Source organism: Streptomyces sp. NBC_00582 (assembly GCF_036345155.1).
In the GTDB taxonomy this organism is placed as follows: Bacteria; Actinomycetota; Actinomycetes; order Streptomycetales; family Streptomycetaceae; genus Streptomyces.
On the sequence record NZ_CP107772.1, the window covers coordinates 8589794 to 8611368 of the forward strand.

A 21575-nucleotide genomic window follows, 5' to 3' on the forward strand; every position below is an offset into this window, starting at 1 on the left:
GGTGGGTGCGGGTCGGTACGATCCCCTATTGCGCGCGCTCCCGGTATGGCGCCGCATCCACCTGCAGTCAGGAGAGACCGGTGTCAGACGTCCGTGTGATCATCCAACGCGATTCCGAGCGGGAAGAGCGCACGGTGACGACGGGCACCACGGCCGCCGACCTCTTCGCCGGCGAGCGTTCCGTCATCGCCGCGCGCGTGGGCGGCGAGCTCAAGGACCTGTCGTACGTGCTCTCCGACGGCGAGGAGGTCGCGGGCGTCGAGATCTCCTCCGAGGACGGCCTCAACATCCTGCGCCACTCCACCGCGCACGTGATGGCCCAGGCCGTGCAGGAGATCTTCCCCGAGGCCAAGCTGGGCATCGGCCCGCCGGTCAAGGACGGCTTCTACTACGACTTCGACGTCGAGAAGCCGTTCACGCCCGAGGACCTCAAGGCCATCGAGAAGAAGATGCAGGAGATCCAGCGGCGCGGACAGCGCTTCGCCCGCCGGGTCGTCACCGACGAGGCCGCCCGCGAGGAGCTCGCGGACGAGCCCTACAAGCTGGAGCTGATCGGCCTCAAGGGCTCCGCCTCCAGCGACGACGGCGCGGACGTCGAGGTCGGCGCCGGCGAGCTGACGATCTACGACAACCTGGACGCGAAGACCGGCGAGCTGTGCTGGAAGGACCTCTGCCGAGGCCCCCACCTGCCCTCCACCCGCCTCATCCCGGCGTTCAAGCTGATGCGCAACGCGGCCGCCTACTGGCGCGGCAGCGAGAAGAACCCCATGCTCCAGCGCATCTACGGCACCGCCTGGCCGTCCAAGGACGAGCTGAAGGGGTACCTCGACTTCCTCGCCGAGGCCGAGAAGCGCGACCACCGCAAGCTGGGCGCCGAGCTCGACCTGTTCTCCGTCCCCGAGCAGATCGGCTCCGGCCTCGCCGTCTTCCACCCCAAGGGCGGCATCGTCCGCCGGGTGATGGAGGACTACTCGCGCCGCCGCCACGAGGAGGAGGGCTACGAGTTCGTCTACACCCCGCACGCGACGAAGGGGAAGCTCTTCGAGACGTCCGGGCACCTGGACTGGTACGCCGACGGCATGTACCCGCCCATGCAGCTCGACGAGGGCGTGGACTACTACCTCAAGCCCATGAACTGCCCCATGCACAACCTGATCTTCGACGCGCGGGGCCGCTCCTACCGCGAGCTGCCGCTGCGTCTGTTCGAGTTCGGGACGGTGTACCGGTACGAGAAGTCGGGCGTGGTGCACGGCCTCACGCGCGCGCGTGGCTTCACGCAGGACGACGCGCACATCTACTGCACCCGTGAGCAGATGTCGGAGGAGCTCGACAAGACGCTCACCTTCGTCCTCGGCCTGCTGCGCGACTACGGCCTGGAGGACTTCTACCTGGAGCTCTCCACCAAGGACCCGGAGAAGTTCGTCGGCTCCGACGAGGTCTGGGAGGAGGCCACCGAGGTCCTCCGCCAGGTCGCCGAGAAGCAGGGCCTGCCGCTCGTGCCCGACCCGGGCGGCGCCGCCTTCTACGGCCCGAAGATCTCCGTCCAGACCAAGGACGCCATCGGCCGCACCTGGCAGATGTCGACCATCCAGCTCGACTTCAACCTGCCCGAGCGCTTCGACCTGGAGTACACCGGCCCCGACGGCGCCAAGCAGCGCCCGGTGATGATCCACCGCGCCCTGTTCGGTTCCATCGAGCGGTTCTTCGCGGTACTCCTGGAGCACTACGCGGGTGCCTTCCCGGCCTGGCTGGCCCCGGTCCAGGCGATCGGCATCCCGATCGGCGACGGACACGTCGAGTACCTGGAGAAGTTCGCCGCCGCCGCCCGCAAGCAGGGGCTGCGCGTGGAGGTCGACTCCTCCTCCGACCGGATGCAGAAGAAGATCCGCAACGCCCAGAAGCAGAAGGTGCCCTTCATGGTCATCGCCGGCGACGAGGACATGTCGAACGGCTCGGTGTCCTTCCGCTACCGCGACGGCTCGCAGGAGAACGGCATCCCGTTCGACGAGGCCATCGCGAAGATCGCGAAGGTCGTCGAGGAGCGGACGCAGGTCTGATCCGGCCGTGCGCGGGCCCTCGGGGAGTTCAGCTCCCCGGGGGCCCTTCGCCGTCCGGGCGGTCGCTCTCCAGCGAGAACACCTGGACCAGCCACGACGAGAACGAGCCCGTCACCGCGCCCAGCAGTGCGAGCCCGCACGCCATCAGGCCCACCGCGATCGTCCGCCCGCCGGTCGTGACCGGGACGACATCGCCGTAACCGACCGTGGTCAGCGTCGCGCACGCCCACCACACCGCGTCCCCGAAGGTGTGCATCTGGGTGCCCGGCGCATCCCGTTCCCGGTCGAAGACGGCGAGTGAGCACGCGAAACCGAGCAGGACCGTCGTCAGCCCCGCATAGGTGATCACGCGCGCGTACAGCGACAGCCGTGGCTCTCCGTGCCGGTGCTGGACGACCTCGTACACCTTGACCACCCGCAGCGGCCTCAGCAGGGGCAGGACGACGACCACGGTGTCCAGTTTGTGGGCGGTGACGAAGCGCAGTCCCCGGCCGCTGAGCCGCCAGCGCACCGCGTAGTCGAGGGCGAACAGCGCCCACGTCCCGGACAGCACCGCCGTGCACAGGTCCCGCCAGGCGTCCGGCAGCTCCTGGGCGAGGACGAGAATCGCGTACATGGCGAGGAACAACAGCGAGGCGAAGGCGAGGGGGATCTCGGTGCGCTGCTCCCAGCGGGCCTGACGGCTGAGTTCGTCCATCACGCCAGCTTGGCCCGCCGGGCTTTTCCCGCAGCCCCGGCGACACGCCGCGATCGGGCGAAGCCATATGCTGCCTTGCATGACGAGTGAGCCGGAGCAGCAGATCGGAGTGGGGACGCAGGACGCGTTCCAGCGCCTGTGGACGCCCCACCGGATGGCCTACATCCAGGGCGAGAACAAGCCGACCGGCCCGGGGGCCGGCGACGGCTGCCCCTTCTGCTCGATCCCGGCGAAGTCCGACGAGGACGGGCTGATCGTCAAACGGGGCGAGCACGTGTACGCGGTGCTCAACCTCTACCCGTACAACGGCGGCCATCTGATGACCGTGCCCTACCGGCACGTCGCCGACTACACCGAGCTGACCGGCCCAGAGACCGTGGAGCTGGCGGAGCTGACCAAGCAGGCGATGACGGCCCTGCGCGCCGCGTCCGGCGCGCACGGCTTCAACATCGGGATGAACCAGGGAACCGTGGCGGGCGCGGGGATCGCCGCCCATCTCCACCAGCACGTGGTGCCCCGCTGGGGCGGGGACACGAACTTCATGCCCGTGGTCGGCCACACACGCATCCTGCCGCAGCTGCTGGCGGACACCCGGAAGATGCTCGCGGAGGCCTGGCCTCTGTGACGGTGAGCGCCTCCGGGGGCCGAGGCCCCCGGACGGCTACGCGTCGTAGGTGTCCGCCTTGCGGGGCGACACCTCCTGGACGCCGCCGCTCAGGACCGACGAGCGGGAGCTGAACTTCTCCAGGTCCACGTCGTGCTCCTTGAGGACCCGGAACGCGGCCCGGTGCACCGCGCGCAACACCGGCGTGGCCGCGCGCAGCGCGTCGTCGGCCATGAAGCGGTGCCGCCAGGGCTGGTCGGCCCAGGCGTGCCGCAGGCCGAACGGCTCGGGCAGGCCGATCGAGCCGCCGAGCCACTTCAGCAGCGGCGGGTACCAGCTGATCGTGGCCCGCGCGGCCAGCCGGACCACCTCGTCGGTGGTGACCAGCGGCAGCTTGATCGTCCGCGTCTCCCAGAAGCGGACGGTCTTGGCGACCTCCTTGGTCGGAGCCTCCGGCTTGGCGCCGAACAGGCCGTTCACCGGGCCCAGCGCATGCCCCGTGACCTCGATGCGCAGGGTCTCCTTCAGCACGGTCACGGTCACCATCAGGGTGAGGATCAGGCTGCCGTTCCACAGGTGCGGCCACTGCACGCCCAGGTAGTGCCGGTTGCCGCTGTCGAACTGCTGGTTGTTGCAGATGTCCTCGATGGCCCTGGGCTTGAACTGGTACGCCTCGATGTCCGTGCCCTCGGGACGGGACACCTCCTTGGCGCCCTCGCCGACATGCGTGACGATCCAGTGGCGCACCTGCGGCTCGGGGAAGCCGCCGGTCTTCAGCCGCTGCCGGTGCAGCACGGTCAGTTCCTCGTGGATCGCCCGGACCACCGTCCAGCTGCGGAACTCGTGGATGCCCTTGACCGGGTCGAGCGGGACCAGTTCCTCCGCGAGGTGCCAGGAGCCCCAGCGGGTGCCCATGCCGAGTATGCCCTTGGGGCCGGCGTAGAAGACCGAGTTGGACTGCTGCTCGGCGCTGAGGCGGGCCAGGGACTGGCGGAGCTGCTCCGCCGCGGCCTGGTCGGGACTGGTCGGCACGGCCTCGGGGACCTTGGCGCCGACACTGCCGCCGGACAGCAGCCCGTCCCAGCGCTCGCGCAGGTCGTTCGCGGTGGTCTCGCAGACCCGCTTGGCCAGGAACCAGCCGGCCACCGGGGCCACGATGCACCCGCGCGCGTACCACCCCGCGAGGCCCGTGAACGGCATCCGGACCAGGAAGATCACGGCGAGCGCGGCGACGGCGACCAGCAGACCGGTGCCGAGTCCGGAGACCCGCTTGTTGTCGGTCCTGCCCATGGTGGCGCGGAGCTGGAACACGAGCAGCCACACCAGCAGGCCGGGCAGGAACAGCACCCCGCACAGCAGCATGATGCCGGTCAGTCTGATGTCGCGCTGGCGGCGGATGCGGGTGGCCGCGAGGCAGTGTTCGACGACGACCTGCGGCTCGCTGCCGAAGGACTGGATGAGCGGCTTGCGGCCGACGCCCAGCATGCGGTCGATCACCGCCTGGGAGTACGCCTCACCGAAGTTGGGCCGGAAGATCTTCGCCCACTTGCGGCCCTCGTTGACCGTCGACTGGTGCCATTCGTTGTCGGCCTTCTTGATCTCCTCCATCGGGGTGTCCCGGTACGCCGCCGAGGCGAGCGCGAACGTGGGGCCCTGCCCCGCTCCGCCCGTCCGGGGCACCTGTGGCCCGAAGAAGTCCTCCACGGTCATTCCCGCCCCCACTCGCCGCGATCCCGCCCTTGCGGCCTTCCCGACTTCCGTACTCCGCACACCTGTTGATCAGGTCATCAGCGTATCCCCAGCCACCGACATCCGTCGGCGGACGGCCGAAGCCGCCCGCCGAACCGGAGGATCACCTTCCTCTCCCGTCACTTGAGGCTGACACCGCCTCAATCCCTAGCTCGCCTCCGCCTGTTGCCGGACCCGCTCGGCCACCTGCGGCGGCATCGGCTCGTGCCGGGCGTACGCGCGGTGGAAACGCGCCGTGCCGTGCGACAGCGAACGCAGATCGACCGCGTACCGGCCGATCTCGATCTCGGGCACCTCGGCCTTGACGAGCGTGCGCCCGCCGGCCGTCTGCTCGGTGCCCAGCACCCGCCCGCGCCGCCCCGACAGATCGCTCATCACGGCGCCCACGTAGTCGTCGCCGACCAGCACACTCACCTCGGCCACCGGCTCCAGCAGATGGATCCTCGCGTCCGCCGCCGCCTCGCGCAGCGCCAGCGCGCCGGCCGTCTGGAACGCGGCGTCGGAGGAGTCCACCGAGTGCGCCTTGCCGTCGCGCAGGGTGATCCGCACGTCGACCAGCGGATGCCCGCCCACGACGCCCTTGGCCGCCTGCGACCGCACGCCCTTCTCGACGGACGGGATGAACTGCCGCGGCACCGCGCCGCCGACGACCTTGTCCACGAACTCGATGCCCGAGCCGCCCGGCAGCGGCTCCACCTCGATCTCACAGATCGCGTACTGCCCGTGCCCGCCGGACTGCTTCACATGCCGCCCGCGCCCGGCCGACCGGTCCGCGAACGTCTCCCGGAGGGAGACCTGGTGCGGTACGACGTCGACCTGGACCCCGTAACGGGCCCGCAGCCGCTCCAGCGCCACGTCCGCGTGGGCCTCGCCCAGGCACCACAGCACCACCTGGTGGGTGTCCTGGTTCTGCTCCAGGCGCATCGTCGGGTCCTCGGCGACCAGCCGCGCAAGACCCTGCGAGAGCTTGTCCTCGTCGGGTTTGCTGTGCGCCTGGATGGCCAACGGCAGCAGCGGGTCGGGCATCTGCCAGGGCTCCATGAGGAGCGGGTCGTCCTTCGCGGAGAGCGTGTCGCCGGTCTCCGCGCGGCTGAGTTTCGCCACGCACGCGAGGTCGCCCGCGATGGCGTGCGTCAGCGCCCGCTGCTGCTTGCCGAAGGGCGCCGACAGGGCGCCGATGCGCTCGTCGACGTCGTGGTCCTCGTGGCCCCGGTCGGCCAGCCCGTGACCCGAGACATGGACCGTCTCGTCGGGGCGCAGCGTGCCGGAGAACACCCGCACCAGCGAGACCCGGCCCACGTACGGATCGGACGAGGTCTTCACCACCTCCGCGACCAGCGGCCCGGCGGGATCGCACAGCTTCAGCTCGCGCGGCTTGCCGTCCACCGTCGTCACCTGCGGCGCGTCGCGTTCCAGCGGCGTCGGGAAGCCCCTGGTGATCAGTTCCAGCACCTCGACCGTGCCGATGCCCTGCCGGGCACCCTCGGCGGCGGGGGCGGCCGCGAGGACGGGGAAGAACGTGCCGCGCGCGACGGCCCGCTCCAGGTCCTCGATCAGGGTCGCGACGTCGACCTGCTCGCCCCCGAGATAGCGGTCCATGAGGGTCTCGTCCTCGCTCTCGGCGATGATCCCCTCGATCAGCCGGTTGCGGGCCTCCTCGAGGTCCGGGAGCTGGTCCTCGCCCGGTTCGGACTCCTTGCGCTCGCCGGAGGAGTAGTCGAACAGCTTCTGCGACAGCAGCCCGGTCAGCCCCGTCACGGGCGCGTGCCCGTCGGGCGCCTGCGGGCCGTGCAGCGGCAGATACAGCGGGAGCACGGCGTCCGGGTCGTCGCCGCCGAACGCCTCCGCGAGGACCGGGGTCAGCTCCGCGAAGTCCGCGCGGGCCGCCTCCAGGTGCGTGACGACGATCGCGCGCGGCATGCCGACCGCCGCGCACTCCTCCCACACCATGCGGGTCGAGCCGTCCACCCCGTCCGAGGCCGAGACGACGAAAAGGGCCGCGTCCGCCGCGCGCAGACCGGCCCTGAGCTCCCCGACGAAGTCGGCGTATCCGGGGGTGTCCAACAGGTTGATCTTGATGCCGTCCCATTCGACCGGCACCAGGGAGAGCTGTACGGAGCGCTGCTGCCGGTGCTCGATCTCGTCGTAGTCCGAGACGGTGCCGCCGTCCTCCACACGGCCCGCCCGGTTCACCGCTCCCGCCGTCAGCGCGAGAGCCTCCACCAAAGTCGTCTTGCCCGAACCGGAGTGGCCGACCAGCACCACATTCCGTACGGACGCGGGATGGTCGGCCGCCGTAGCCCTGCCGGCGGCTCCGGGGTGTGCGTTTGCCTTGTCGCCCATTTCTTGCCTCCCGTGCACGGTGAGGTCATCGGGGGCGCGGGCACGACGGCCCCGCGTGCGATGGCGGCTCCGGCGACGCCCGCGGTCCTTCGAGCTTTCCACTCCCGTCACCCCGCGTCCATACGGCGGACGGGAAGCCGGGTGGCAAGCCCGCGACCGGGCCGTGACCCGGATGCCGTCGTGCTGTGACACGGGGGGTGGGTGCCCGGCCGTCGCACACACGCGCGCGTGGCTACGATGGGCCAGCCGGTGGCCAGCAGGGGCCGCGCGGCCACACCGACCCTCGGGAAGGCCATGCTGAACAAGTACGCGCGTGCGTTTTTCACGCGTGTCCTCACGCCGTTCGCCGCATTTCTCATCCGGCGGGGGGTCAGCCCGGACACGGTCACCCTGCTCGGGACCGCCGGTGTGGTCGCGGGAGCGCTGGTCTTCTACCCCCGGGGCGAGTTCTTCTGGGGCACGGTCGTGATCACGCTCTTCGTCTTCTCCGACCTCGTCGACGGCAACATGGCCCGCCAGCTCGGCCGCTCCAGCCGCTGGGGCGCCTTCCTGGACTCCACGCTGGACCGGGTCGCCGACGGCGCGATCTTCGGCGGCTTCGCCCTCTGGTACGCGGGCAACGGGAACGACAACGTCCTGTGCGCCGTCTCCATCTTCTGTCTGGCCAGCGGCCAGGTGGTGTCGTACACCAAGGCCCGTGGCGAGTCGATCGGCCTGCCGGTCGCCGTCAACGGACTCGTCGAGCGGGCCGAGCGCCTGGTCGTCTCGCTGGTCGCGGCCGGCTTCGCGGGCCTGCACAAGTTCGGCGTGCCGGGCATCCAGTACCTGCTGCCGGTCGCCCTGTGGATCGTCGCCGTCGGCAGCCTCGTCACGCTGATCCAGCGGGTCGTCACGGTCCGCCGGGAGTCGGCCGAGGCGGAGGCAGCGGCGGCCACGGAGGCCACGGAGGAGACCCGGGGGAGCGAGGCCGCGAAGTGAGCCCCCAGGAGCGCGTGACCGACGCGCTGTACGGCCTCGGCTGGAGCACCGTCAAGAAACTCCCCGAGCCGGCTGCGGTCCGCCTCGGACAGTCCATCGCCGACCTGGCCTGGAAGAGACGCGGCAAGGGTGTACGGCGGCTGGAGAGCAACTACGCGCGCGTGGTGCCGGACGCGAGCCCCGAGCGCCTCGCCGAGCTCTCCCGCGCGGGCATGCGGTCCTACCTGCGCTACTGGATGGAGTCGTTCCGGCTGCCCGCGTGGAGCGAGGAGCGGATCAAGGCCGGGTTCGAACCCAAGGACGTCCACCACCTCACCGACGGCATCGCCTCCGACCGGGGCGTCATCCTCGCGCTGCCCCACATGGCGAACTGGGACCTCGCCGGAGCCTGGGTCACCACCAGGCTGCAGACCCCGTTCACGACGGTCGCCGAGCGCCTCAAGCCGGAATCCCTGTACGACCGTTTCGTCGCCTACCGCGAGGGCCTCGGCATGGAGGTCCTGCCGCACAGCGGCGGCGCCGCCTTCGGCACCCTGGCCCGGCGGCTGCGCGACGGCGGCCTGGTCTGTCTGGTCGCCGAGCGCGACCTGTCCGCCTCCGGCGTCCAGGTGAGCTTCTTCGGCGACACCGCGACGATGCCCGCGGGGCCCGCCCTGCTCGCCCAGCAGACCGGCGCCCTCCTGCTTCCCGTCACGCTCTGGTACGACGAGTCGCCCGTCATGCAGGGCCGCGTCCATCCCCCGATCGAGGTACCCCCGTCAGGTACGCGGGCGGAGAAGACGTCTGTCATGACACAGGCGCTGGCAGACGCCTTCGCCTCGGGCATCGCCGACCATCCGGAGGACTGGCACATGCTTCAGCGGTTGTGGCGCGCGGATCTGGACCCCGCGCAGCCCGGTCCCGGGGGGACCGCGTGAGAATCGGCATCGTCTGCCCGTACTCCTGGGACGTGCCGGGCGGCGTCCAGTTCCACATCCGCGACCTCGCCGAGTACTTCATCCGGCTCGGTCACGAGGTGTCCGTCCTCGCCCCCGCGGACGACGACACCCCGCTGCCGCCGTACGTCGTCTCGGCCGGCCGCGCGGTCCCGGTGCCGTACAACGGCTCGGTGGCCCGGCTGAACTTCGGCTTCCTCAGTGCCGCGCGCGTGCGCCGCTGGCTGCACGACGGCTCGTTCGACGTCATCCACATCCACGAGCCGACCTCGCCGTCCCTCGGCCTGCTGACCTGCTGGGCGGCGCAGGGCCCCATCGTGGCCACGTTCCACACATCGAACCCCCGCTCACGCGCGATGATCGCCGCGTACGCGATCCTCCAGGCCGCGCTGGAGAAGATCAGCGCGCGGATCGCGGTCAGCGAGTACGCCCGCCGGACGCTCGTGGAGCACCTCGGCGGGGACGCGGTCGTCATCCCCAACGGCGTCGACGTCGACTTCTTCGCCCAGGCCGAACCCAAGGCCGAGTGGCAGGGCGACACGATCGGCTTCGTCGGCCGGATCGACGAGCCGCGCAAGGGGCTGCCGGTGCTGATGAAGGCCCTGCCCCGGATCTTCGCCGAGCGGCCCGGCGCCCGGCTGCTGGTCGCCGGCCGCGGTGACGCGCGGGAGGCGGTGGCCGACCTCCCGAAGGAACTGCACGCGCGCGTGGAGTTCCTCGGCATGGTCAGCGACGAGGACAAGGCCCGCTTCCTGCGCAGCGTCGACCTGTACGTCGCCCCCAACACCGGCGGGGAGAGCTTCGGCATCATCCTCGTCGAGGCCATGTCGGCGGGCGCCCCCGTCCTCGCCTCCGACCTGGACGCCTTCGCCCAGGTCCTCGACCAGGGCGCGGCGGGCGAGCTCTTCGCCAACGAGGACGCGGACGCGCTCGCCGAGGCCGCCGTACGGCTCCTGGGGGACCCGGAACGCCGCGCCGAACTGCGGGAACGAGGCAGCGCCCATGTCCGCCGCTTCGACTGGTCGACCGTCGGCGCGGACATCCTCTCGGTGTACGAGACGGTCACGGCGGGCGCGGCGGCGGTCGCCGTGACCGACGACGACCGAGGCGGCCCGGGCCTCCGCGCCCGCCTGGGCCTGGCCCGCGACTGACGCCGGGCGACGCGCGCCCCGGGGGGCTCGGTGTCCCCCGGGGTTTCGGGGGTGCGTCCGGCTCTGGGGGGCTTCGGGACGCGGGTCTCGGGGTTGCGGGGGTGCGTGCCCGGCCCCCGGGGGCGGCGGGACGGTGGCTGCCGTGCGCGGTGGCTCGGCGGTGCGCGCCTTGCCCCAGGGCGGTGCGTCGGCGGCAGGCGTGCGGTGGGGGCCGGGGTCCGGCCGGCCGTGGGCCCGGGGTGCTTGCCGGGGCGTACGCACGGGTGCGGTCCGCGACCAGCCGTGTGCCCACGCGCCGAGCGCCCCGTGCCCAGCGCCTCGGGGCACGGCGTCCCATATCCGTGACCCACCGCGCGATCCGTGGCGCAGGGCGTCCCGATAGCCTTGCCGACCGTGACCGCAACCCTCATCTGGGCCCTCGTCGTCCTCGTCGCGACCGGGCTGTACCTGAGCTGGACGGCGGGCCGTCTGGACCGCCTGCACGCCCGTATCGACGCCGCCCGCGCGGCGCTGGACGCCCAGCTCCTGCGCCGGGCGTCCGTGGCCCAGGAACTGGCCACCTCCGGGGTCCTCGACCCGGCCGCCTCGATCGTGCTGTACGAGGCCGCGCACGGCGCCCGGCAGGCCGAGGAGGAGCAGCGGGAGGTCGCCGAGAGCGAACTGAGCCAGGCCCTGAGGGCCGTCTTCGCGGACGCCCAGCAGGTGGAGGCGGTGCGCGCGGCGCCCGGCGGAGAGGCGGCGACCCATGAGCTGACCGAGGCCGTCCGCCGGGTCCCGATGGCCCGCCGTTTCCACAACGACGCCGTCGGCGCCGCCCGCCGTCTGCGCGAGCACCGCAAGGTCCGCTGGTTCCGCCTGGCCGGCCACGCCCCGTTCCCGATGGCCTTCGAGATGGACGACGAGGCCCCCGCCGCCCTCGCCGACCGGGCGGCCTGAGGCCATGTCCGACGCCCCGCGACGGGTCTTCCTCGACCTCGAGGACACCGGCTGGGTCTTCGTCGTGGTGGCGGCCCCGACCGGCGTGGTGTACGAGGTGCAGGGCGGCGGCTTCGGCTGCGTCCCGTACGCGCAGGAGGGCTATCTGCTGCCCGTGCCGGGAAACGACCCGGCCGGGGACCTGAAGGACCTCTTCGTCGGCGAGCTCAAGGGCGCCGGAGCCGCAGGCATGGACTGGCCCCCGCCCCTGCTCGACCGGCTGCGGACCGCGGTCGCCCTGCTCGTCCACGGCTCCGCGAACCGGGACGACCTCTTCCCCGCGCCGCTGGTCCTCGACGAGTCCCGGCTCTCCGAGGCGGACGAGGCCTGGGTGCCGGTGCTGACGCCCGACGGCCCGGGGGTGCTGACCTGGGAGAACTCGGACTGAGACCGGTCCCGGAAGGGCTCCGGAACCGAAAACGATCCACGGCCTTCCCATTGGCCCTTGCTGTGGACTGGTTCATTCCCGTTTCCTCGGTTCCTGCACCATCCCCTCTTCCACTCCAGTGAGGTCAACCCGTGTCCATCACCGAGAACCAGGCTCCCGAGACCGGCACCGCGCGCGTGAAGCGCGGCATGGCGGAGCAGCTCAAGGGCGGCGTGATCATGGACGTCGTCACGCCGGAGCAGGCGAAGATCGCCGAGGACGCGGGGGCCGTCGCCGTCATGGCCCTGGAGCGGGTCCCGGCCGACATCCGCAAGGACGGCGGCGTGGCCCGTATGTCCGACCCCGACATGATCGAGGGCATCATCGAGGCCGTCTCGATCCCGGTCATGGCCAAGTCCCGCATCGGCCACTTCGTCGAGGCCCAGGTCCTGCAGTCCCTCGGCGTGGACTACATCGACGAGTCCGAGGTCCTCACCCCGGCCGACGAGGTCAACCACTCCGACAAGTGGGCCTTCACCACCCCGTTCGTGTGCGGCGCCACCAACCTGGGCGAGGCCCTGCGCCGTATCGCCGAGGGTGCCGCGATGATCCGCTCCAAGGGCGAGGCCGGCACCGGCAACGTCGTCGAGGCGGTCCGCCACCTGCGCCAGATCAAGAACGAGATCGCCCGGCTCCGCGGCTACGACAACCACGAGCTGTACGCCGCCGCCAAGGAGCTGCGCGCCCCGTACGAGCTGGTCAAGGAGGTCGCCGAGCTCGGCAAGCTCCCTGTCGTGCTGTTCTCCGCCGGTGGCGTGGCCACCCCCGCCGACGCCGCGCTGATGCGCCAGCTCGGTGCCGAGGGCGTCTTCGTCGGCTCGGGCATCTTCAAGTCCGGCGACCCGGCCAAGCGCGCCGCCGCCATCGTGAAGGCCACCACCTTCTACGACGACCCCAAGATCATCGCGGACGCGTCCCGCAACCTGGGCGAGGCCATGGTCGGCATCAACTGCGACACCCTCCCCGAGGCCGAGCGCTACGCCAACCGCGGCTGGTAGTTCCCCATGAGCACTCCTGTCATAGGCGTCCTGGCCCTCCAGGGCGACGTACGGGAGCACCTGATCGCCCTGGCCGCGGCGGACGCCGTGGCCAGGCCGGTCCGGCGCCCCGAGGAACTCGCCGAGGTGGACGGTCTCGTCCTCCCCGGCGGCGAGTCGACCACCATCTCCAAGCTGGCCGTCCTCTTCGGCGTGATGGAGCCGCTCCGCGCGCGCGTACGGGCAGGGATGCCCGTCTACGGCACCTGCGCCGGCCTGATCATGCTCGCCGACAAGATCCTCGACCCGCGTTCGGGCCAGGAGACGTTCGGCGGCATCGACATGATCGTGCGCCGCAACGCCTTCGGGCGGCAGAACGAGTCCTTCGAAGCGGCGGTGGACGTGAAGGGCGTCGAGGGCGATCCTGTGGAGGGCGTCTTCATCCGCGCCCCCTGGGTGGAGTCCGTCGGCGCGGACGTCGAGGTGCTCGCCGAGCACGGCGGCCACATCGTCGCCGTACGCCAGGGCAACGCGCTCGCCACGTCGTTCCACCCGGAACTGACCGGCGACCACCGCGTGCACTCCCTGTTCGTCGACATGGTGCGCGCGAACCGAACGGCGGAGTCCTTGTAGGATCTCGGGGGGTCCCCCCGGGCTCTCAGGGCCTGGGGGAGTTCGTTATGGGATGGTTACGCGAAGGAGACAGGCAGATGTCCGGCCACTCTAAATGGGCTACGACGAAGCACAAGAAGGCCGTGATCGACGCCAAGCGCGGCAAACTCTTCGCGAAGCTGATCAAGAACATCGAGGTCGCCGCGCGCATGGGCGGAGTCGACCTCGAGGGCAACCCGACGCTGTACGACGCCGTGCAGAAGGCCAAGAAGCAGTCGGTGCCGAACAAGAACATCGACTCCGCGATCAAGCGCGGTGGCGGTCTCGAGGCCGGTGGCGCCGACTACGAGACGATCATGTACGAGGGCTACGGCCCGAACGGCGTCGCGGTGCTCATCGAGTGCCTCACCGACAACCGCAACCGCGCCGCCTCCGACGTCCGCGTCGCGATGACCCGCAACGGCGGCAACATGGCCGACCCGGGCTCCGTGTCGTACATGTTCAGCCGCAAGGGCGTCATCATCGTCCCCAAGGGCGAGCTGAGCGAGGACGACGTCCTCGGTGCCGTCCTGGACGCGGGCGCCGAGGAGGTCAACGACCTCGGCGAGACCTTCGAGGTCGTCAGCGAGGCCACCGACCTGGTCGAGGTCCGCACCGCCCTCCAGGAGGCCGGCATCGACTACGACTCCGCCGAGTCCAGCTTCGTGCCGTCCGTCCAGGTCGAGCTGGACGAGGAGGGCGCCAAGAAGATCTTCAAGCTCATCGACGCCCTCGAGGACAGCGACGACGTGCAGAACGTCTTCGCCAACTTCGACGTCAGCGACGAGGTCATGGAGAAGGTCGACGCCTGACCGACCCGCTCGCCCGAGGCACACGAAACGGCCCGCCGAAATCCCCTTCGGCGGGCCGTTCGTCGTCTGCGCGCGCCCTCGTCAGGGGCGTGGGGCCGTGATCAGCCGTCGATGCTCTTCACGTCACCGGTGTGCTTCAGGTTGCCCTTGCCGTCGGCGGCCACGGTGGCGGCCTTCATGTACTCCACCGCGCCGTCCTTCCACCAGATGTTGATGGTGGCCTTGTGGTCGCAGATGTTGTGGAAGTAGACCGTGGTGGTCGAGATGCCGTCGGCCCAGGACCAGTTGAAGCAGCCGCTGCGGCCGGTGTGCTTGGAGTCGGCGGCGGCCTGGGCCGGCGTCGCGATCGCGATCCCGGCCAGCAGGACGGAGGCGGTCGTCGCGGCGAGCTTCACCATGGAACGCATGGGGATCCCCGTTTCTGTCGTGATGATGTGACTCCGGCGAGACCTTTGCTCACCGGAACGCGAACATGGTCAGTGTTCGCGTCTGGAAGCTATAAGTGATCACCTGTGCGAAGCAACGGAGTAAGGCCCGTGCGGGGACGGCATTCTGACGACTTGTCGGACATCGGCGACCCGCTGTGATGATCCTTTGCCTTCTCTTTGAATGATCTTCAGTCCCGCCCCGGCCGCCCGACCGCGGAGCGTTGTCAGTGCGGCCGGATAGCCTGACGCGACGGGAACGAACAGGTGCCAGCCGGAGAAGGAGTGACGTGCGCGTACTCGGTGTGGACCCCGGACTGACGCGGTGCGGCGTCGGCGTGGTCGAAGGCGTCGCCGGCCGGCCGCTCACCCTGCTCGGCGTGGGAGTCGTCCGCACACCCGCCGACGCCGAAATCGGCCTGCGCCTGGTCGCCGTCGAGCAGGGCATCGAGCGGTGGCTCGACGAGTACCGCCCCGAGGTCGTCGCCGTGGAACGGGTCTTCAGCCAGCACAACGTACGCACCGTGATGGGCACCGCCCAGGCCAGCGCCGTCGCCATGCTGTGCGCCGCCCGCCGCGGCATCCCCGTCGCCCTGCACACCCCCAGCGAGGTCAAGGCCGCCGTCACGGGCAGCGGCCGCGCCGACAAGGCCCAGGTCGGCGCCATGGTCACCCGGCTGCTCCGGCTCGACGCGCCCCCGAAACCGGCCGACGCCGCGGACGCCCTCGCCCTCGCCATCTGCCACATCTGGCGCGCCCCCGCCCAGAACCGCCTCCAGCAGGCCGTCGCCCTGCACACAGCCAACGCAACGAAAGGCCGTACGGCATGATCGCCTTCGTCAGCGGACCGGTCGCCGCCCTCGCCCCCGACTCCGCGGTGGTCGAGGTCGGAGGCATCGGCATCGCCGTCCAGTGCACGCCGAACACCCTCTCCGGACTGCGCAAGGGCCAGGAGGCCAGACTGGCCACCTCCCTCGTCGTCCGCGAGGACTCCCTCACCCTGTACGGCTTCGTCGACGACGACGAGCGCCAGGTCTTCGAGCTGCTCCAGACCGCCAGCGGCGTCGGCCCCCGGCTGGCCCAGGCGATGCTCGCCGTGCACACCCCGGACGCGCTGCGCCGCGCGGTGTCCACCGGGGACGAGAAAGCGCTGATCGCCGTCCCCGGCATCGGCAAGAAGGGCGCCCAGAAGCTCCTGCTGGAGCTGAAGGACCGGCTCGGCGAGCCGGTCGGCGCCCCCGCGATCGGTGCCCCCGTCACCCACGGCTGGCGCGACCAGCTCCACGCCGCCCTCATCGGCCTCGGCTACGCCACCCGCGAGGCCGACGAGGCCGTGGCCGCCGTGACCCCCCAGGCGGAGGCGGCCGAGGGCACCCCACAGGTCGGGCAGCTCCTCAAGGCCGCCCTGCAGACCCTGAACCGAGCCCGCTGACCCCGCCCCCCTGAGACCACCGCTGAGGCACATCAATGAACTGGGACGACACGACCGACACCGACGCCGCGGCCGAGCGGCTGGTGGGCCCTGTCGCCGACCGCGAGGACCAGGCCGTCGAGGCCGCCCTGCGCCCCAAGGACCTGGGCGAGTTCATCGGACAGGAGAAGGTCCGCGAACAGCTCGACCTCGTCCTGCGCGCCGCCCGCGCGCGCGGGGCCACCGCCGACCACGTCCTGCTCTCCGGCGCCCCCGGCCTCGGCAAGACCACCCTCTCGATGATCATCGCGGCCGAGATGGGCGCCCCCATCCGCATCACCTCCGGCCCCGCGATCCAGCACGCCGGCGACCTCGCCGCGATCCTCTCCTCCCTCCAGGAGGGCGAGGTCCTCTTCCTCGACGAGATCCACCGCATGTCCCGCCCCGCCGAGGAGATGCTCTACATGGCGATGGAGGACTTCCGCGTCGACGTCATCGTCGGCAAGGGCCCCGGCGCCACCGCCATCCCCCTGGAGCTGCCCCCCTTCACCCTGGTCGGCGCCACTACCCGGGCCGGCCTGCTGCCGCCCCCGCTGCGCGACCGCTTCGGCTTCACCGCGCACATGGAGTTCTACGAGCCCGCCGAGCTCCAGCGCGTCGTCCACCGCTCGGCCCATCTCCTCGACGTCGAGATCGACCCCGACGGCGCCGCCGAGATCGCCGGCCGCTCCCGCGGCACGCCCCGGATCGCCAACCGGCTGCTGCGCCGCGTCCGCGACTACGCGCAGGTCAAGGCCGACGGCATCGTCACCCGTGAGATCGCCGCGGCCGCGCTGAAGGTGTACGAGGTCGACGCGCGCGGCCTCGACCGGCTGGACCGGGCGGTCCTGCAGGCGCTGCTGAAGCTGTTCGGCGGCGGCCCGGTCGGCCTGTCCACGCTCGCCGTCGCGGTGGGGGAGGAGCGTGAGACCGTGGAGGAGGTCGCCGAGCCCTTCCTGGTCAGGGAGGGACTGCTGGCGCGCACCCCGCGCGGGCGCGTCGCCACCCCCGCCGCATGGACCCACCTGGGTCTCACTCCGCCGCGCACCCACGGCGGCGGCCAGCAGGACCTCTTCGAGGCATGACACGGAAAGACAACGGTCGGCGGCATTCGCGGGACAAGGAACCCAGGTGCCATGCTGAACGTTGTTCCCTGCGCGCGGACTCGCTTAGACTCCGCCGATGCCGCCTATGTCGGCAGCACACAACCCCCATCCATCAGGCCGCTCAACCATCGCGGTCGCTTGAAGGAAGTTCCGACCCGTGAGTCCTGTGACCCTCCTCCCGTTCATCGTGCTCATCGGGGCCATGTTCCTGATGACCCGGTCGGCCAAGAAGAAGCAGCAGCAGGCCGCCGACATGCGGAACCAGCTGCAGCCCGGTAGCGGTATCCGCACCATCGGGGGCATGTACGCGACGGTCAAGGAGGTCAACGACGACACGGTCCTCCTCGACGCGGGCCCGGGCGTGGAACTGCTCTTCGCGAAGAACGCGATCGGCGCCGTCCTGACCGACGACGAGTACAACCGCATCGTCCACGGCATCGAGCACGACCTGAAGTCCGACTCCGACGTCGTCCCGGACGACGCCTCCTCCCTCACCGACTCCGCCGACGCCGACGAGCCCGCCGACGAAGCTGCCGCCGCCTCCGACGACAAGTCCGTCGACCTCGGCAAGAAGGACACGCCCGAAGCGGCGGAGGAGAAGACCGCCGAGGCCGAGGCCGACGAGGAGCCGCACAAGACCGACGGCGAATCCGACGCGAAGAAGTAGTGCGCCCCCGGGACCCATGGGCCCATGCCCGTGCGGCCCGGGGCGTACGCATCTCGCAGGGGATCCCGACCACATGTCATGGCCGCCGGCGTGCTGACCCGGCGCGAGGCGGCCCGAGAGGGAGTACAAGAAGGTGGCAGCACCTAAAAAGGGCCGGAGCGCGAGCGCCCAGAGCAAGCCGGGGCGCTCGCTGGCCCTGATCCTGATCGCCCTCGTGGGGCTCACCGGAGGCATGTTCGTCTCCGGGGACACCACCCCCCGACTGGGCATCGACCTCGCCGGCGGCACCAGCATCACGCTGGAGGCGAAGGCCGACCAGGGGTCCGCGATCAACAAGGCCAACATGGACACCGCGGTCGAGATCATGAACCGCCGCGTCAACGGGCTGGGCGTTTCCGAGACGGAGGTGCAGACCCAGGGTGACCGCAACATCATCGTGAACATCCCCAAGGGCACCAACTCCAAGGAAGCCCGGGACCAGGTCGGCACCACCGCCAAGCTGTACTTCCGTCCGGTCCTGGCCCAGGAGGCCACCGGCTCCGCCGCGGCCACCACCTCGCCGAGCGCCTCGGCCAGCGGGTCCTCCTCCGCCTCGCCGAGCCCCTCGTCGAGCGCCACCGGGTCCGGGGAGAAGGCATCCTCCTCGTCCTCCTCGTCCCCTTCGGCCACCGCCACCTCCCAGGGCCGGGCCGTCACCGACGGGCTGAAGGCGGACTCCACGCCGTCGGCGAGCGCGACCGACAGCGCCAAGGCCTCCACCACTCCCTCGGCCACCGCCTCCGGCAGCACCTCCGACGCCGCGATCCAGGCGAAGTACGCGGCGCTGGACTGCTCCAAGCGGTCCGTCCGCGCCAAGGCCGGCGAGGGCGTCAAGCCCGAGGACACCACCGTGGCCTGCGGTGAGATCGACAAGGTCTGGTACAAGTACCTGCTCGGCCCCGCCGCCGTCGACGGCACCGACGTCGACAAGGCCCAGGCCGTCTACGACACCCAGACCGCCGCCGGCTGGCAGGTCACCATGGACTTCAACTCCAAGGGGACGAAGAAGTTCGCGACCGTCACCGGCCAGCTCGCGCAGAACACCCAGCCGCAGAACGAGTTCGCCATCGTCCTCGACGGCAACGTCGTCTCCAGCCCCTACGTGCAGTCCGCCATCACCGGCGGCAACGCGCAGATCTCCGGCAGCTTCACCCAGGACGAGGCCCAGGGCCTCGCCAACATGCTGTCGTACGGTGCGCTCCCGCTCTCCTTCAAGGAGCAGAGCGTCACCACCGTGACCGCCGCGCTCGGCGGTGAGCAGCTGCACGCCGGTCTGCTGGCCGGCGCCATCGGCCTCGCCCTGGTCGTGATCTACCTGGTGGCCTACTACCGCGGTCTGTCGCTCATCGCGATCGCCTCGCTGCTGATGTCCGCCGCCCTGACCTACGTGATCATGTCGCTGCTCGGCCCGGCCATCGGCTTCGCGCTGAACCTGCCGGCCGTCTGCGGTGCCATCGTCGCGATCGGTATCACCGCGGACTCGTTCATCGTGTACTTCGAACGCATCCGGGACGAGATCCGCGAGGGCCGCAGCCTGCGCCCCGCCGTCGAGCGGGCCTGGCCGCGCGCCCGGCGCACCATCCTGGTCTCCGACTTCGTGTCCTTCCTCGCCGCCGCGGTGCTGTTCATCGTCACCGTCGGCAAGGTCCAGGGCTTCGCGTTCACCCTCGGTCTGACCACCGTCCTCGACGTCGTCGTGGTCTTCTTCTTCACCAAGCCGCTGATGACCCTGCTCGCCCGCCGCAAGTTCTTCGCGAACGGCCACAAGTGGTCCGGGCTCGACCCCAAGAGCCTGGGCGCGCAGCCGCCGATTCGCCGCACCCGCCGTCCCGCCGGTCCCGCCGCCGGCTCCGTCGAGACGAAGGAGGCGTGAGCGTGTCGAAACTCGGCAACCTCGGCGCCCGACTCCACCGTGGCGAGGTCAGCTACGACTTCATCGGCCACCGCAAGCTCTGGTACGGCATCTCGGTCCTGATCACCATCACGGCCATCCTGGGCCTCGCGGTCCGCGGCCTGAACATGGGCATCGACTTCCAGGGCGGCGCGGTCTTCACCACCCCGAAGACCAGCGTCTCCGTCGCCCAGGCGGAGACCTTCGCCGAAGAGGCCTCCGGCCACCAGGCCGTCGTGCAGAAGCTCGGCAACGACACGCTGCGCATCCAGATCGCCGGCATGGACACCCAGCAGTCCGACGAGATCAAGAACAAGCTCGCCGCGGACTTCAAGGTCGACTCGGAGAAGATCGCCGCCGACCTCGTCGGCCCGAGCTGGGGTGACCAGATCGCCAACAAGGCCTGGCAGGGTCTGGCGATCTTCATGGTCCTCGTCGTGATCTACCTGGCGATCGCCTTCGAATGGCGCATGGCCATCGCGGCGCTCGTCGCCCTGATCCACGACATCACCATCACCGTCGGCATCTACGCCCTCGTCGGTTTCGAGGTCACGCCCGGTACGGTGATCGGTCTGCTGACGATCCTCGGTTACTCGCTGTACGACACGGTCGTCGTCTTCGACTCCCTCAAGGAACAGACGAAGGACCTCACCAAGCAGACCCGCTTCACCTACAGCGAGGTCGCCAACCGCTCGATCAACGGCACCCTGGTCCGCTCCATCAACACCACGGTCGTCGCGCTGCTGCCGGTCGCGGGCCTGCTGTTCATCGGCGGCGGTGTCCTCGGCGCGGGCACCCTCAACGACATCTCGCTGTCGCTGTTCGTCGGTCTCGCCGCCGGCGCCTACTCCTCGATCTTCATCGCCACGCCGCTCGTCGCCGACCTCAAGGAGCGCGAGCCGCAGATGAAGGCCCTGAGGAAGCGCGTCCTGGCCAAGCGCGCCCAGACCGCCGCCGACGAGGAACTGGCCGAGACCCGGGGCGACTTCGGGGGCGACTCCGAGGACGCCACCCCGGCGGTCGTCGGACCGCGCGACCAGTCCGGGCCGCGCAGCCGTCGCCGCCCCTCGGGGAAGCGCCGATGACCGGCATCGAGGAACTGCTGCTCAGCCGCATCCGTGATGTGGCCGACTACCCGGAGCCGGGCGTGATGTTCAAGGACATCACGCCGCTCCTGGCGGACCCGGCGGCGTTCACCGCGCTCACCGACGCCTTCGCGGAGATCGCCGAGCGCACCGGCGCCACCAAGATCGTCGGCCTGGAGGCCCGGGGCTTCATCCTGGGCGCCCCGGTCGCCGTCCGCGCCGGCCTCGGCTTCATCCCCGTACGCAAGGCGGGCAAGCTCCCCGGAGCCACCCTCAGCCAGGCCTACGACCTGGAGTACGGCTCGGCGGAGATCGAGGTGCACGCCGAGGACCTCACTGCCGGGGACCGGATCCTGATCGTCGACGACGTGCTCGCCACCGGCGGCACCGCCGAGGCGGCGATCCAGCTCATCCACCGCGCGGGCGCCGAGGTCGCGGGCGTCGCCGTCCTGATGGAGCTGAGCTTCCTCGACGGCCGCCCCCGGCTGGAGTCCGCGCTCGGTGAGGCGGCCCGGCTGGACGCCCTGCTGACCGTCTGAGAACCGTCGTACGCCGC

The 21575-nt window shown here is 70.8% G+C and carries 21 protein-coding genes; 17 read left to right on the forward strand and 4 right to left on the reverse strand.

The window, feature by feature from the left end; genetic code table 11:
* Positions 1-80 precede the first annotated feature (80 nt).
* Complete coding sequence (thrS, locus tag OG852_RS38895; RefSeq protein WP_330350330.1) at positions 81-2057, forward strand: threonine--tRNA ligase; 1977 nt, start codon at positions 81-83, stop codon at positions 2055-2057.
* A 28-nt stretch (positions 2058-2085) separates the two neighbouring features.
* Here thrS and OG852_RS38900 read toward each other — a convergent pair whose 3' ends face one another.
* Complete coding sequence (locus tag OG852_RS38900; RefSeq protein WP_133913360.1) at positions 2086-2754, reverse strand: potassium channel family protein; 669 nt, start codon at positions 2752-2754, stop codon at positions 2086-2088.
* A gap of 67 nt (positions 2755-2821) precedes the next feature.
* Here OG852_RS38900 and OG852_RS38905 point away from each other — a divergent pair, with 67 nt between their 5' ends.
* Entirely contained in the window at positions 2822-3379 is a 558-nt protein-coding gene (locus tag OG852_RS38905) for an HIT family protein (protein ID WP_133913359.1), read from the forward strand.
* A 36-nt stretch (positions 3380-3415) separates the two neighbouring features.
* Here OG852_RS38905 and OG852_RS38910 read toward each other — a convergent pair whose 3' ends face one another.
* Positions 3416-5068, reverse strand: coding sequence for a hypothetical protein (locus OG852_RS38910; RefSeq protein WP_133913358.1), 1653 nt, complete (start codon positions 5066-5068; stop codon positions 3416-3418).
* A gap of 186 nt (positions 5069-5254) precedes the next feature.
* On the reverse strand, positions 5255-7450 hold the full coding sequence (locus OG852_RS38915; protein WP_133913357.1) for an elongation factor G-like protein EF-G2: 2196 nt from the start codon (positions 7448-7450) through the stop codon (positions 5255-5257).
* Between the two features lie 237 nt (positions 7451-7687).
* On the opposite strand from OG852_RS38915, the gene pgsA reads away from it, so the two are divergent.
* From pgsA to OG852_RS38955, 8 genes are all read left to right on the forward strand, one after another.
* Positions 7688-8428, forward strand: a complete 741-nt coding sequence (gene pgsA / locus OG852_RS38920) for a phosphatidylinositol phosphate synthase (protein WP_330351574.1) — start codon at positions 7688-7690, stop codon at positions 8426-8428.
* The gene (locus tag OG852_RS38925; protein ID WP_330350331.1) at positions 8425-9345 is read left to right on the forward strand and encodes a phosphatidylinositol mannoside acyltransferase; all 921 of its coding nucleotides are present in this window, start codon (positions 8425-8427) and stop codon (positions 9343-9345) included. The genes pgsA and OG852_RS38925 overlap by 4 nt, the downstream gene beginning before the upstream one ends.
* Positions 9342-10514: a glycosyltransferase family 4 protein gene (locus OG852_RS38930; protein WP_330350332.1), complete on the forward strand. Its 1173-nt coding sequence runs from the start codon at positions 9342-9344 to the stop codon at positions 10512-10514. The genes OG852_RS38925 and OG852_RS38930 overlap by 4 nt, the downstream gene beginning before the upstream one ends.
* A 393-nt stretch (positions 10515-10907) precedes the next feature.
* Positions 10908-11450: a hypothetical protein gene (locus OG852_RS38935; RefSeq protein WP_330350333.1), complete on the forward strand. Its 543-nt coding sequence runs from the start codon at positions 10908-10910 to the stop codon at positions 11448-11450.
* Between the two features lie 4 nt (positions 11451-11454).
* Entirely contained in the window at positions 11455-11877 is a 423-nt protein-coding gene (locus tag OG852_RS38940; protein WP_330350334.1) for a DUF6210 family protein, read from the forward strand.
* Positions 11878-12008: 131 nt separating this feature from the next.
* A complete protein-coding gene (pdxS, locus tag OG852_RS38945) occupies positions 12009-12914 on the forward strand; it encodes a pyridoxal 5'-phosphate synthase lyase subunit PdxS (protein WP_133913352.1) in 906 nt (301 codons plus the stop codon).
* Between the two features lie 6 nt (positions 12915-12920).
* Complete coding sequence (pdxT, locus tag OG852_RS38950; RefSeq protein ID WP_330350335.1) at positions 12921-13526, forward strand: pyridoxal 5'-phosphate synthase glutaminase subunit PdxT; 606 nt, start codon at positions 12921-12923, stop codon at positions 13524-13526.
* A 77-nt stretch (positions 13527-13603) separates the two neighbouring features.
* Positions 13604-14356, forward strand: a complete 753-nt coding sequence (locus OG852_RS38955; protein WP_133913350.1) for a YebC/PmpR family DNA-binding transcriptional regulator — start codon at positions 13604-13606, stop codon at positions 14354-14356.
* 101 nt (positions 14357-14457) lie between these two features.
* Here the strand turns inward: OG852_RS38955 and OG852_RS38960 are convergent, their stop codons facing one another.
* Positions 14458-14763 carry a hypothetical protein gene (locus OG852_RS38960; RefSeq protein WP_133913349.1) on the reverse strand — a complete coding sequence of 102 codons (306 nt, stop codon included), beginning with the start codon at positions 14761-14763 and terminating at the stop codon, positions 14458-14460.
* A gap of 308 nt (positions 14764-15071) precedes the next feature.
* On the opposite strand from OG852_RS38960, the gene ruvC reads away from it, so the two are divergent.
* The 7 genes from ruvC to OG852_RS38995 all read left to right on the forward strand — a co-directional run bounded on the left by ruvC (position 15072) and on the right by OG852_RS38995 (position 21558).
* Complete coding sequence (gene ruvC, locus OG852_RS38965) at positions 15072-15611, forward strand: crossover junction endodeoxyribonuclease RuvC (RefSeq protein ID WP_330350336.1); 540 nt, start codon at positions 15072-15074, stop codon at positions 15609-15611.
* Entirely contained in the window at positions 15608-16213 is a 606-nt protein-coding gene (ruvA, locus tag OG852_RS38970) for a Holliday junction branch migration protein RuvA (RefSeq protein WP_133913347.1), read from the forward strand. Before ruvC ends, ruvA begins: the two co-directional genes overlap by 4 nt.
* A gap of 35 nt (positions 16214-16248) precedes the next feature.
* The gene (gene ruvB, locus OG852_RS38975; RefSeq protein ID WP_330350337.1) at positions 16249-17316 is read left to right on the forward strand and encodes a Holliday junction branch migration DNA helicase RuvB; all 1068 of its coding nucleotides are present in this window, start codon (positions 16249-16251) and stop codon (positions 17314-17316) included.
* 178 nt (positions 17317-17494) lie between these two features.
* Positions 17495-18004 carry a preprotein translocase subunit YajC gene (yajC, locus tag OG852_RS38980; RefSeq protein WP_133913345.1) on the forward strand — a complete coding sequence of 170 codons (510 nt, stop codon included), beginning with the start codon at positions 17495-17497 and terminating at the stop codon, positions 18002-18004.
* 133 nt (positions 18005-18137) lie between these two features.
* The gene (gene secD, locus OG852_RS38985; protein ID WP_208117185.1) at positions 18138-19916 is read left to right on the forward strand and encodes a protein translocase subunit SecD; all 1779 of its coding nucleotides are present in this window, start codon (positions 18138-18140) and stop codon (positions 19914-19916) included.
* A gap of 2 nt (positions 19917-19918) precedes the next feature.
* The gene (secF, locus tag OG852_RS38990) at positions 19919-21019 is read left to right on the forward strand and encodes a protein translocase subunit SecF (RefSeq protein ID WP_133913634.1); all 1101 of its coding nucleotides are present in this window, start codon (positions 19919-19921) and stop codon (positions 21017-21019) included.
* A complete protein-coding gene (locus tag OG852_RS38995; protein ID WP_330350338.1) occupies positions 21016-21558 on the forward strand; it encodes an adenine phosphoribosyltransferase in 543 nt (180 codons plus the stop codon). Before secF ends, OG852_RS38995 begins: the two co-directional genes overlap by 4 nt.
* Positions 21559-21575 lie beyond the last annotated feature (17 nt).